The organism is Clostridium sp. DFI.1.208 (assembly GCF_024463855.1).
Taxonomy (GTDB): domain Bacteria; phylum Bacillota_I; class Bacilli_A; order Erysipelotrichales; family Erysipelotrichaceae; genus Clostridium_AQ.
Window position 1 is genome coordinate 1 of the sequence record NZ_JANGCA010000049.1, and the last position, 13445, is coordinate 13445.

Below are 13445 nucleotides of genomic sequence, written 5' to 3' on the forward strand. Positions count from 1 at the left end.
AGTCATCAAAAAATTCAATATATCCTTCAAAATATACAAAAAAAGACAATTTCATTTCGAAAATTGCCTATATACAATAAAAAGCCTATGTCCTTACGAAAAGGTATAGGCTTTTGTCAACAATCTGCAAGAATGCTGCGGCATTCTTTTTTTCTACAAAACAGCGCTGTACGATTCTGTAGCTTGCCAGAAACACATATCCTTTCGTACAATGAACTGGTAGAGAGGAGAAATAAACATGAAGGAAAACCTGATCTATCCGCGCAGCGACGATCCGCATACCGTCTATATCAAAAATGTCATAACACGGCCGGAAATCACGGCAGGTGAATTTTCCATGTACAATGACCATGCGCAGGATCCCCGTGATTTTGAAAAGCATAACGTTTTATACCAGTATCCGGTTAACCGCGATCGACTGATCATCGGAAAATTCTGTTCCATCGCATGTGGTGCAAAATTTTTATTTAACAGTGCAAATCATGCACTGCAATCCCTGTCAACCTATCCCTTCCCCATATTTTTCGAGGAATGGCAGCAAATGCCGGAGAATGTCACATCTGCATGGGATAACAAGGGAGATATTGTGATCGGCAATGACGTATGGATCGGATACGAAGCAGTGATTCTGGCCGGTGTTACAATCGGTGACGGTGCCATTATCGGAACACGGGCTCTTGTCACAAAGGATGTTGCGCCCTATACCATCGTCGGCGGTATGCCTGCCAGAGAAATACGGCTGCGATTTTCCGAAGAAACCATAGCGGAGCTGCTTGCACTGAAATGGTGGGACTGGCCAATCGAGCTTATCCAAAGCAATATAGCGGCTCTGCAAAATGGTGATATCCGTCAATTAAAAAACGCAAGGAAGCATTCACATCCATATGAGGGCTTAAACTCCATATAAAGGCGAAAAAAACGCGGCATTCTATGCTCCGCGTTTTTTCTACTGCCATCCTATTCGTAGGTCACATGTACACGATCTCTCGCCTGTGAGGAGGATACGATCACAACATTTTCTCTGTAATCCATCGTATAGACCTTGCGATGCTTCAAGCCGTCCAGAAAGGTGTTCAGGAAATCCATGCCGTCATTGACGCCCCACTCATGATCATAGCGCTCTTCAATAACGATCGTATTCCCACTCGTTTTCACCCGTACATCCGTTGCATACTCAATACGAACCTCATCCTTCATGCTCTCATCATATTTCCACTCATAGCCTGTGTAGTAATCATCTTCAAACACAATATTCAAATCCTGATCCTTCACCCGGAAGGTCTGTGTCTTTACCGTATCAGAGCCGTAATAGGCGCTTCTTCCGTCCACAAATTCAAATTCCTTGATTTCAAATACCAGCATGGTTGTTCCGATCGCCATCATCGTAATTCCGACAATCAGGGATATCAGAAATTTTTTCATATGCTTACCCCCTTCTCCATAACACGCTGTACAACAGAGACAGGAAGCCTCCGGTCGCCACCAATGCACCGATGACGATAAAGTAGGCACCAAACAGGGTCAATCCTTCAAAGCTGAGCACAATCATAGCACCCAGGGCACAGCACAATGCCACGATGATACCGATAAAAGGAATCATCATCAGGCAGAAGAAGATTCGCATCAGAATTGTCGCAACACTTGTCACCCCACGCTCGACATGATCCCCCTCATAGGAACGGCGATATTCTCTTCTGCGCGGCTCCTCATACATGCTTTCATCCTCATACTCATCAAATGTATCATCCGTTTCTGCAGTCTGCGCAGCTCTTTCCTGATATCTTACATCATCACGCTCATCATACACCGTTTCCCGCCGCGTGTTGCGATCATTGGTAAAGGAATGCACGGTCTTTTTTGCCTGATCGAAATCAAAGCTTTCCTTAAAATCATCAAACACACTGGCGCCATCCCCGTTTTTTGAATGGCGGTAACGGTTCAGCCGCTTTGTGCACAGGTTGACCAGCACGACAACAAAGATTGCGACATAGGCAACACCGATAATAAATTTCCAAATAGCAGCCAGAAGACTTCCGATTCCAAAGCCAGCCACGGAATGCAGCAGACTGCTTCCCAAAGAGGAAATCATACGAAACGGAATATGCAGAACAGCCAGCAGAATCAGGATCACCAGAATTTCAAATACCAGGCGTACAACATCATCCATTTGCAGGGAGGTGAAGGAGCCCAGAAACCGCTGAAAGCCATTGAACAGATCATCCATAAAGCGGTTCAGCTTGGTATCAAAGGAACGGTTGACACGATCCGTATTGATTTTATAAGCATCCAGAATATCATCCACCAGCTCATCGATATTTCCAAAATCCTCGATTGCCTCTTCCTCCGTTTTCCCCTCCTTCATTTTCATTTCAATATGTGTGCGGTACTCATCAATGATATCTCGTCGTTCCCTTTCATTGATCACATCCAGCTTGCGATCCAGCAATCGCAGAAATTCATCTTTCGTCATCGATTTCACTCTCCTTTATAAATCTGCTGACCTGTTCATGGAATTCATTCCATTCCTGCAGCAGCTCCTTTGTCCTCGTTTTTCCATTCCCGGTTATGCGATAATATTTTCGCGGAGGTCCCTCCGTGGATTCACTGAGGTAGGTTTCAAAATAGTGCTCATTGGTCAGACGCTTCAGCAGCGGATAAATGGTTCCCTCATTCACATTGATAACCTTACTGACCTCGGACACCAGCTCATATCCGTACATATCTTTTTTATATACGCAAAGCAGCACAATCAGTTCCAGAACACCCTTCTTGAATTGTGTGTTCACCAGCATCACCTCCACTATTATAATACATCCAGTACTTTGCATTGTCAAGTACTAAAATAAAAGTAATACTGTGGATTGCAGAATAGAACAGATCATATACAAAAAAACTACAGGCTATCCGACAGATATACCTGTAGTCCCTTCGTATATGAATAAAACGATACTCTCCACCTTATTCAGGAATGCAGATCATACAACGCATTTAATCGCATCGAAGCAAGCTTCAAAAGCTCCTCTGCATCTGTTTTCTTTGCCACACAGCGGACAATAGCGCTTTTCGGTTCCACAAAGACCTTTTTCCCTTGTATTTTCTTTTTCCAGAATAGCTGCAGTATAAAGTCCTCGATTGCCTCCATTGCCTTTTCACTCCTCGTATCTTCGAAGATTGCTATGACGAATTCCTCTTCACTCAAACGTGCAGCGATACTTCCCAAAGGCAGATGCTCCTGAACACCCTGCTGTATGATTTGCAAATATGCCTGCATTTCCTCCATACTGCAGTTTTTGCGCAGCTTATAAAAATTATACATCTGAATATACAGTACAGATACTTCCTTGTCCCCCTGCATTTGTTTCGCACGCTTCATAAAATAGAAGAATCCCTCACGAGTCAGCAAGCCGCTGTCTGCATCAGTATAGGATTCCCTTATCAATTGCTTTTTCTGTACATGCACACGCAGTGCGAGGTATACAAGGGCGAGGATGAGTAAAGCAGCGAGTAAGCATATGCCGTTGATTGCAAGCTTCACGGAATAAGGCAGCCAACCATTCTCTGGCAGAATGCTGAGATTCCATGTCGCAGGTAAGCTAACCTCCAGCTTTACAGCCTCGGAGAAATCAACACTCAGATCAGACACCCTCATTACCGTCTTTTTTTCACCAAGCGCATTTACTCTCCACAGCTCATACTCATAGCCTCTTTTCTGGAGATATTCCAGATTCATGGCTTTTATAAGATACGCACTATCCACTGCCGCGATAATCTCTCCCTTGTACTGATTATTTTCATACAGCGGCTCAATAAAGAGAAATACCTCCTCCTTTGTCGAAGACAGCGTTTCCGGTCCTGCAATAACCCCGTCCTTTATCACCTTTGCAAGGGTATAGCTATAGGATACATCATGTAATTTCATGCCGATTGCCGATTTGTATTTCTCTCTCGGATAAATTGCCTGTAAGGTATCCTGCTCAAAGTAGGACAGAAAACGGATTTCGGCATGGTCCTTCAGAAGCTTCGCTGCCTTCTCTTCAAACAGTGTCAGATTTGCTTTCTCCTTTGTATCCAGTGTAAACATCAATTTGGATGCAAAATTCTCTGCATCCAATTGCTGTATCAGATGCTTGCCGAAAAGCTCAATGACGGTTTCCGCAGTCTGACGCCGTTTGCTGATCAATGCTGCCTTTATGCTTTTTCCGGTATACAGACTCAGCCCCAGTACAAGGATAACCAAGAAAAGTACGGGGAGTTTTCTTTTTAATGACATCCGCCTCATATCAGGACTCTCCCTTCAGAAAGAGGGAATACGCTTTTTTGCCATGCCGCTTCACATCATACAGGGCCTTATCCGCCTTTGCAATCAGCACATCCAAAGAATCTGTTTTGTTCCAGATACAGGCACCGATACTGCAATGCACGGCCACATCTGTCTGACTTACAGCGATTGAGAAATTCAGTTTTTCAACAAGCTCGGATAATACGGCATGAACCTCCTGTGCGGTATCTACATCGTTTAAAACAAGAATGAATTCGTCTCCGCCATAGCGCCCGACAATGCCCTCGTATTTCATTTCATATTCCCGTAGAATGGAACCGATTTTTCTTAAAGCACTATCACCTGCCTGATGCCCGTGTGTATCGTTCAGCGTTTTCAGGTCATCAAGATCAACAAAGCAAAGTGTCGTACAGCTCCCGTATTCTCCACTCTCCAGCAGCTTCTGCATCCTGCTTAGGAATACCGTTCGCGTTACGACGCCGGTCAATCCGTCCCGCAGTCCTGTACTGCTCATTTGCAGTAAATCATTATAATCCACTTGTTCGGGAATGCTGTTCTTATACAATTTCCGCTCCATCCTGTGGACGGCAGCTACCATGCTTTCCATATTCGCTTTTTGCTGCTGGCTGTATGCTCTCACCAGCAGATAAAGAGAGAGTGTGATTGCAGCAGTAATCGCAGCAATCAGCAGCAGATGGGGCAGCATAGATGAAAACAGGCGAAAGAAGTCGATTGTTATCAGAATATCCCAATTTGTATTTTTGACAGGACCGTATGCAGTATACATCAGATTTCCGTCTTTCCTACTATAGAAAGAGCCGGATTCACGCGCCAGCAGTTTAGTTTCCAGCGTATCCGTCGTCATGCTGTACATACGGACATCCTGCAGTTGATCCACATAGGAGGATCCATAGGATAACCCATTTGTCGATGACATGGTCTGTCCCTTAGAACCGATTAGAACAGCTTCGCTTTGATTTGCGGATGCCGCCTTTTTCAATAGCTCAACGGAATCATCAAAATATATCGAGCAAAACAAGCTTCCAGTCATAACACCGTCCTGAAGCAGCGGAACAGCAACCGTATAGTTCAGGGTAACGCCATCTGCACCGGCAATAAAGCTGTCAGTAACAATCGGCTGCTTTGTGGCATACAGCTTCTGCATATGCTCTCGAGCAGCCAGACTGGCCGGTTCCTCCCCCAATGTGTAAACCTGTACATCCTCATCAACGTAGCAGATAAACATATAGCCGAACTGTGTATTGATGCTGTCCAGCTTTTCCACCTTTTCCTCCCATTTTACAGAGGGATCATAAAATTCAGGAAGTGCCGCAAGTGCGTTTAAAAGTTTCAGGGATTCATCAATCCGCTGCGATATCTGCGCTGCTGCACTTTGCTGTGCCGCCTGCGCCGACTGCTTCATCGAACGAATCGTCAGCAGTGATCCCGCGCATATCACCAGAAGCAGATACAGCATCAAAAAAAGCAGAAAATAGGTACGAACCGGTGTAAACGAGAGGATTCGGCTTTCCTGCTTCTGCTGTACCTTTCTCTTGATTTTATGCATACATATTCACCTCATAGCCTTTATTTAATAAGTATAACATATCTGTCACACGATACGCCATGTTTCCATAAAACTTTACATATATATTTATTTATACCCAAAATGTGTATGCTTACATGCTGTGCACATATCGCACGAAGCAAAAAAAAGCTGCAGATTCAATGTCCTGCAGCTACTCATTCGTACTACCAAAGCCGCCGTTTCGCTGCTTTTGCACATCATCATCCTCACAGATTCCAAACGGAAGAAAGATTCCCTGTGCAAAGCCGTCTCCTGCGTGAAGCTGTACGATTTTCCCCTCGGTTGAAGCATTCATCATCTTAATGAAGATATGCCCTTCGTTGTCGCTTTCAAAATAATCGCTGTCAATAATTCCTACGGTGTTGTTAAACTGCAAACGATAGGTAAAGCCCAGTGAGCTGCGCGGAAACAGCTGCAGCACCCAGCCCTCTTGAATCTCCGCACGGATACCGGTTGGTATTTTTATCGTTTCCCTTGGTTTCAGGGAAACTGCCGCAGGTGCAAAAAAATCATAGCCGGCTGATCCCTTTGTCGCACGCACAGGCAGTCTTAACGTCTCGTATATTCTCTGAATTTCTGCCGCATCGGTCCCGGGAAATGCAGTGACCCAGTCCTTCTCAAACCGTTGCATGCTCACCTTATGAAATTTCGCTATTTTCTCCATATCGGATACCTCCTTACATTCCTATTTATTCTACCACAGAAACCATACAGTTTACCTGCTGTATATATAATATTTCAAGCAGACTCTATCCTGCTGGATAACAGCGCCATCGTGCTACCATAGCCTCCCAATGCCGTTTTTTTCTGCACGCAAAACAGGCACAGATTCTTTCATTTCGGTAATCTGTGCCTGCAGATAAGGATATCTGATCAGCATCTATTTCATACAGTATCATTCCATACAGCGTTGTATGCGCTCCTGACGATATTGAGAAGTAAACAATTCATAGTAATAGCCCTGCTTCGCCATCAGCTCCTCATGGGTACCCTGCTCAATAATCACACCATGCTGCAGCACAACGATAATATCTGCTGAAACAATCGTACTCAGACGGTGCGCAACCACAAAGCTTGTACGACCGTGCAGCAGCTGATCCATCGCATACTGGATCGCCTTTTCACTTTCTGTATCAATGGAGCTTGTCGCCTCGTCCAAAATCACGATGGCGGGATCACACAGCATGGCTCTTGCAAAGGAAATCAGCTGCTTCTGTCCGGTTGAAAGACGATCTCCGCCCTCACCGACTTCAGTGTCATAGCCCTTTTCCATACGGCTGATGAAATCATGTGCCTGAATCAGGCGGGCAACCTGCTCCACCTCTTTATCACTGGCATCACGACGGCCATAGCGAATATTATCCCGTATAGTCCCGCTGAACAGATTCGGCGTCTGCAATACATAGCCGATATGGGAATGCAGCCATCCCACACTGCGCTCTCTTAAATTCTTCCCATCCATAAGGATACGTCCCGAGCAGGGCTCATAGAAACGACAGAGCAGATTGACAATGGTGCTTTTCCCGGAACCGGTTTCTCCCACCAGCGCTACCGTCTGTCCTTTCGCTACGCGCAAACAGAAATCGCGCAGAACAGGCTCATTCTCATAATAATAGAAATTCACATGGTCAAAGACGACATCCCCCTGAAGTTGCTCATAAGCTTCGGTATGCTCCTCTAATAAGGTTCCATAGCGCTCGATGACATCCGGGTAATCCGTGATTTCGATTTCCTCCTCCAGCAAAGCAACCACACGCTCCGCACTTGCCTGCGCCATCTGTATTTCCGCAAGCACACGGGCAATCTGCTTCAGCGGATCAAAGAACAGCTGTGCATAGTTGATAAACATCGCCAGGGTTCCAAACTGAATGGTTTTCAAAAGCACCTGTTCCCCACCCACATACAGCAGCAGGGCGATAACGACAGCAGACAGCAGATATACGATTGGCTGAAAGATGGCATTGATACGCAAGGCACGCATGCTGTAGCGCTTCATAGCATCGGTTTTCGTTTGGAATTCATCGTAATTCTGCTGTTCGATTCCCAGCGTTTTCGTTGTCTTGGCACCGTTGATGCCTTCCACAAAGGAAGCGGTAATACGGGAATTGGCTTTTCTCGACTGCCGCTGTGCAGACAGGATGCGACGCTGAAAATACAGGGAGACAAACCAGAGTAGCGGAACAACCACCAGAACACACAATGCCATCTGCCAGTTGACAAGCAGCATGACCGCACTGATTCCCAGCATTACAAATATCCCCCATACCACATCGACAAAGGCCCATGCCAGCGTTTCAGCAAGACGTGCCGTATCCGAGGTGATTCTGGCCATCAGCCACCCGTTTGCCGTACGGTCAAAGTAGGAAAAGGTCTGCTCCTGCAGCTTGCGAAAGCACTTCTCTCGCAGATTTTTACCAAAATCACTCTCCACTCTTGCGGCAAGACGGAAAAACAGATATACCAGCAGACACTGTGCCAGTATCATTCCAACATACACAAGGATGAATACCGGCAGTGTATCTGCGCCTGTTCGATCATCGACATACGTATTCAGGGCGTAGCGGTTCAGCAGTGGCATGATGACATCGGTAACCGCCAGAATGGTATTAAAGAAGATGAGTGGAATCACACTTTTTTTATGCTCCCACAGCAGCTGGAAAACCTTATTCCAGGTACCGCGGTCAAAAACATCACTTTCAAACTCCTGTTCCTTCATGATGCGCTGTGCCATATGCCTCACCTCCTTCCTTCTGAATTTCATAAATGCGTCGATACAGGCCATCCTGCTTGATCAGCTCCTCGTGCGTTCCCTCCTGTACCAGTCGTCCATGCTCCAAAACCAGGATGCGATCGGCATTCTGTGCGGATGCTACACGATGGGTGATCATGAGCATCGTCATGGAATAGCGGATATCCTGCAGGGCTTCCTGTATCATCGCATCCGTTTTCATATCCAACGCTGACAGCGAATCATCAAACACCATGATCGGACTTTTAGCAAGCAGAGAACGTGCGATTGCCACACGCTGCTTCTGTCCCCCCGACAGCGTAACGCCCTTTTCTCCGACCATCGTTTCATAGCCCTGATCAAACTCCTCGATATCCTTGTGAATACAGGACATCCGGGCAGCCTCCAATACATCCTCCCGCATCGCATGATGATCGGACAGATGAATATTCTCATAAATCGTCTTGGAAAACAGAAACGGCTCCTGCAAAACGATCTGCACATGACGGCGCAGCCACGATTTGGCAATATCGCGCAGCTCCACACCGTTGATGGTAATACTGCCACGGTCATAGTCATAGATACCGCTCAACAGATGAACAAGACTGGATTTCCCGCTCCCCGTCGGTCCCATGATGGCGATACGCTCTCCCTCATGGATGGTAAAGGACACATCGTGCAGCGTATGCCGGCTTCCATCCTCATAGCGAAAGCTTACATGATCAAAGCGGATATTGCCACGGATATCCGGTCGCAGCCCGCTCTCCAGATCCTCTGCCTCCTCCTGCAGCACCTCCTCAATTCGCGTGATGGAAACGCTGACCTTACCAAGATCGGATAAAATTCTTCCAAGCTGGCGCAGCGGCCACACGATGGTACTCTCATACATCAAAAACACAAAGAACGTGCCGACACTCAGCTCTCCCTGCAGCGCCATGCCGATTCCGAAAATGATCATAAGCAGAATTTGCATCTGTCCCAGAAAATCCGTGCCGCTCCAAAACAGTGCCAGGGCATGCATCAAATCAAAATATTTCTTGCGATATGCATCATTCGCCGCTTCAAATTTATCAATTTCATGCTGTTCCTGATGAAATGCCTTTACGACACGCATAGCGTTCAGATTTTCCTGCAGCACGGTGGTCATGGAGCTTTCCGCCAGATCACATTCCAGAAATATCTTCTTCGCCTTGGAAAAAAACACATAGCTGGCAATCAGAATCAGCGGAATCAGTGCAATGGATACCAGCGTCAGCTTCACACTGCGGCTCAACAGAATCAGCGCTGCCAGTGTGACATTTAAAATCGCAAACAGCATCTCAGAAAACTGGTTGGCCAGAAAGCGCCGCACCGTTTCGATATCCGAGGTGCTCCGCTGAATCAAATCCCCGCTGTCCCTGCTTTTATGATAGGAAAACGGCAGCTTCTGTAAATGGTCATATAAATCATTGCGCACATTCAGCGCCAGCGTTTCCGCGACATTCCCGGCATGCATACTTCTGCGGTTGATGGCAAAGGCCACCATCAGATAGCTTGCCACTACCAGAAGGGAGCCAATCCACAAATGAGACTGTACCGCCTGCATACCGCCTGCCATATCCACCAGCTGCTGCAAAAAAGCATTTTCAAACGGTACTCCCTGAATGATATTGTCGATCATCCAGGAAATGATCAACGGTGCAGCCAACATAAACAAGGAATATATCGCCACATCCAGTAAAATCAGTACAAACTGATACCGGTACGGACGTACATATCTCCATACGAATCGTATTTTTTTCATAATCCCCTTCCTCTCTATATACAAAAAAATAGGCAATAAGCCTATTTCCCGTCATGCTTTCACAACCCCTGTGCCACAGGCACAGATATCCTGATTAGCCCAGCTTCTCAGCGTACTCGCTCAGCGCCTCCGCAATCTGATCCGGGCAGGATGTCGGCTTCGCTCCACAGCGAACCCCACGAAATGCATCCAGTACTTCACTTATTTTTTTATCTTTTATAATTCTGGAAATGCCCAGCAGATTGCCTGCACAGCCGCCAACGATGGTTACATTGCGAATGATATCGCCGTCCATCTCAAAACGCATTTCTCTTGAGCATACGCCCTTTGGTCTATATACAAATGTTTCCATAACAAGTTCCTCCTCAAATAATCGCAATCATTCTATGTGTATTCGTCTTAGAACCGCTTTTGCGACATGTGCCACAAACAGTCCGGTCGGGATGCCCAGCAAAATCAATACCGGCAGAATCGCCTGCATGAAGAATTGCTGATAAATCAGCGTTACTGCAAGTACCTGTCCAATGGCATGTGCGCTGCTTCCCGCTACACTGACACCATATATACTCATCGGTGTTTTTCTGGCAAGGATACAGGCAAGTGTCGACATAAGGACGCCGCACATGGAAAGCCAGAAGCCGGTGCCAAACAGCATACCTCTCAACAAAGAAGCCAGTACAACCCGCATGAGGTTGATAGAGAGCATTACCTTTGCATCAAACAGATAATACGCAATCAGACCAACAATATTGGCCAGACCCAGCTTGAATCCCGGCACCGGTACCGGCACGGGAATCATGGATTCGATCATATGAAAGAGAATACTGATAGCCGTCAGCATCGTTATCGTTGTCATCCTCTGTGTGCGGCTCATCACTGTATCACCGTATCCACATCATCATCACGCACGTCGCCAGTTTCAATCTGTACGACGATATTGTTGGGCAGACACACAATCGGGCGATTGGCATCCTCCACCCATCCCTGAATGGAACAGAGATGATAGGGACTGTTTTCCTTTTCCACGCGAACACGTTTATCCTTTACCTCCACCTGTACATCACCGAGCGTTCCCTTTACGGTATACACATCGTTGAGCGACAGGCTCTTTCTGAGTATTTCACGATCCTTATAGCTGACAACAACTTCCTTTTTCCGCCCAACATCCCGGTATGCGCTCCAAACAAGGGGAACATACAGCAGGCAGGCACAAGCTGCGACGATCATAATAAATAGTTTATCTGCTTTATTCATAGATCCTCCAACATTATTCTATTATACCCGAGAGAAAACGCTTTGCAAACCCTTTTCGTGAAAGAATGCAGAAGCTGATACGATTTGAGAGAAAAAAAGATACCTGCATCGGCGATTTTACTGCCCTGCAGATATCGTGTTACCTATTTTGCATTTTTCTCTGCATCCTGTATGGCTTTTATAAATCCGTCTACGCTGATGGTACAGCCGCTTCTGACATCATTGTTTTCTGCCTTGCCATCCTGATTGAGCTTGATTTTATCGATGCCATGCTTTTCGACATATTTTTCAAAAAAGGCGATCTGCTCATTCCATTCCTTTTTAATCGGACTGGCCTGCTTCATACCATATTCCTCACCAAGCTCTTTTTTGGTCTTATCCTTACCCTTGGCGGTTTCATCAATTTCAACCTCGGCAATCTTATCATTTTTTAATTTGACTCTGGCCGTCGTCTTTTCCCCGTTGTCATTTGTAAAGGTTCCCGTACCTTCCTTTTCTACGCTCTTTCCGCCGCAGCCGCAAAGCAGTACGGAAAGGCCCAGCATCATTACCTGCTTTTTCATGCATATCATCCTTTCGCTGCTGTTAGTATGCTATGCATTCCACGCCGTTATACTACTGCCATGCAATTTCACCATCATACAGCTGCTTCAGCTGTTCTCTGAGCCATGCATAGGTAAAGTCGGCACTGATGGTTCGCTGACCATGCTTTGCCGCCAGCTCTTCCGTATAGGAAGAAAACGGCAGCAGCTCAAAGCTGTCATAGGAGGCATCGAAGTGATTGACAATCGGTACCATTTTTTTATGTTTCACGGTCGTTTCTCCTGTTTTTGTATTCAATTCCACGTCACATTGCACGATTCCGCCGATTTCATACATATTGGTGAAGGTTTCACTGGCACGATCAACCCCCATAGCAGCTGAAACAAAATTACCCAGCGAATACATTACGAAGGTTTCCTTTCCCTGTGCATTCGTTAAGGTCTCCACCCTTTGCAGACAATGCGGATGGTTGCCGATGATGATATCCACGCCCTGCTCGTTGAGAAAGTCAGCAGCATCGCGCTGGGCAGCATCCAGCTCATAGGTGAATTCGGTTCCCCAGTGCATCGCCGCAATGACCACGTCCGCTTGCTCTTTCGCTTTCTGCACATCCTTTGCCAGCTGCTTTTTACAGCGGTCATCAAACACATGCTCCTCATTGAGAAAATGATTGACTGCAAAGCTGTGTTCCGCATCGATCCACTGATTGGTATCATAGGTATAGGCAAGAATCGCAAAGCGTATCCCGTTTCGCTCCACCACAAGGATATCATCCCGCTGCTCCTTATGTTCATAAGCACCGGTTGTTTGGATACCGACATCCTCCAAATTCCTCCGGGTATTCACGATACCCTGCATGCCACGGTCATAGCTGTGATTATTGGCAAAGGTCAAAACATCAAAGCCGATCTCCGGGAGCTGCTTAGCGATTTCCTCAGGTGCATTGAAGGTATAATCACTGCCTGTAATGCCCAATTCGTGACCACCCAGCACAACCTCCTGATTGCCGATAACAAGATCAGCATCCAGGTAAGGTGCGACCTTGTCGAAATAGTTTTTAAAATCATATCCCTTTCCCATCCAGTTGTATAAGGCGTCCTCAATCAGGATATCTCCGGTAAAGCTCAGTGATACACTGCGAACCGGATGTTCTTCTTTCGGCTTTGGCTGCGGCGCTTGTTCCTGTATTCTGCAGCCGCCAAGCAGCATAACAGCTGCACAGCACAGTATAAGTAGTTTTTTCATTCAGATATTCCCTTCCCTTTTATTT

Annotated in this window: 14 protein-coding genes; 1 reads left to right on the top strand and 13 read right to left on the bottom strand. The window is 46.4% G+C overall.

Annotated elements, in window-relative coordinates; genetic code table 11:
- The first annotated feature begins 238 nt into the window (after positions 1–238).
- A complete protein-coding gene (locus NE665_RS18845; RefSeq protein WP_117442255.1) occupies positions 239–907 on the top strand; it encodes a CatB-related O-acetyltransferase in 669 nt (222 codons plus the stop codon).
- Between the two features lie 50 nt (positions 908–957).
- On the opposite strand, the gene NE665_RS18850 is transcribed toward NE665_RS18845, so the two are convergent.
- From NE665_RS18850 to NE665_RS18910, 13 genes are all read right to left on the bottom strand, one after another.
- A complete protein-coding gene (locus NE665_RS18850; protein WP_117442256.1) occupies positions 958–1422 on the bottom strand; it encodes a hypothetical protein in 465 nt (154 codons plus the stop codon).
- 4 nt (positions 1423–1426) lie between these two features.
- On the bottom strand, positions 1427–2470 hold the full coding sequence (locus tag NE665_RS18855; RefSeq protein ID WP_117442257.1) for a DUF1700 domain-containing protein: 1044 nt from the start codon (positions 2468–2470) through the stop codon (positions 1427–1429).
- Entirely contained in the window at positions 2457–2786 is a 330-nt protein-coding gene (locus NE665_RS18860) for a PadR family transcriptional regulator (RefSeq protein ID WP_117442400.1), read from the bottom strand. The genes NE665_RS18855 and NE665_RS18860 overlap by 14 nt, the downstream gene beginning before the upstream one ends.
- Positions 2787–2962: 176 nt before the next feature.
- Positions 2963–4279 carry a GGDEF domain-containing protein gene (locus tag NE665_RS18865; protein WP_117442258.1) on the bottom strand — a complete coding sequence of 439 codons (1317 nt, stop codon included), beginning with the start codon at positions 4277–4279 and terminating at the stop codon, positions 2963–2965.
- Between the two features lies 1 nt (position 4280).
- Positions 4281–5846, bottom strand: a complete 1566-nt coding sequence (locus tag NE665_RS18870) for a diguanylate cyclase (protein ID WP_118654653.1) — start codon at positions 5844–5846, stop codon at positions 4281–4283.
- A 172-nt stretch (positions 5847–6018) separates the two neighbouring features.
- The gene (locus NE665_RS18875; protein WP_117442260.1) at positions 6019–6531 is read right to left on the bottom strand and encodes a deoxyuridine 5'-triphosphate nucleotidohydrolase; all 513 of its coding nucleotides are present in this window, start codon (positions 6529–6531) and stop codon (positions 6019–6021) included.
- A gap of 231 nt (positions 6532–6762) precedes the next feature.
- Positions 6763–8598: an ABC transporter ATP-binding protein gene (locus NE665_RS18880; RefSeq protein ID WP_117442261.1), complete on the bottom strand. Its 1836-nt coding sequence runs from the start codon at positions 8596–8598 to the stop codon at positions 6763–6765.
- A complete protein-coding gene (locus tag NE665_RS18885; protein ID WP_117442262.1) occupies positions 8564–10378 on the bottom strand; it encodes an ABC transporter ATP-binding protein in 1815 nt (604 codons plus the stop codon). Before NE665_RS18885 ends, NE665_RS18880 begins: the two co-directional genes overlap by 35 nt.
- Before the next feature lie 94 nt (positions 10379–10472).
- Positions 10473–10730: a TIGR03905 family TSCPD domain-containing protein gene (locus tag NE665_RS18890; protein ID WP_117442263.1), complete on the bottom strand. Its 258-nt coding sequence runs from the start codon at positions 10728–10730 to the stop codon at positions 10473–10475.
- A gap of 27 nt (positions 10731–10757) precedes the next feature.
- Positions 10758–11252, bottom strand: coding sequence for a Gx transporter family protein (locus tag NE665_RS18895; RefSeq protein WP_117442264.1), 495 nt, complete (start codon positions 11250–11252; stop codon positions 10758–10760).
- Positions 11252–11632 carry a NusG domain II-containing protein gene (locus NE665_RS18900; protein WP_117442265.1) on the bottom strand — a complete coding sequence of 127 codons (381 nt, stop codon included), beginning with the start codon at positions 11630–11632 and terminating at the stop codon, positions 11252–11254. Before NE665_RS18900 ends, NE665_RS18895 begins: the two co-directional genes overlap by 1 nt.
- Positions 11633–11775: 143 nt before the next feature.
- A complete protein-coding gene (locus tag NE665_RS18905; protein WP_117442266.1) occupies positions 11776–12195 on the bottom strand; it encodes an FMN-binding protein in 420 nt (139 codons plus the stop codon).
- Between the two features lie 52 nt (positions 12196–12247).
- Entirely contained in the window at positions 12248–13420 is a 1173-nt protein-coding gene (locus tag NE665_RS18910; RefSeq protein ID WP_117442267.1) for a CapA family protein, read from the bottom strand.
- Positions 13421–13445 lie beyond the last annotated feature (25 nt).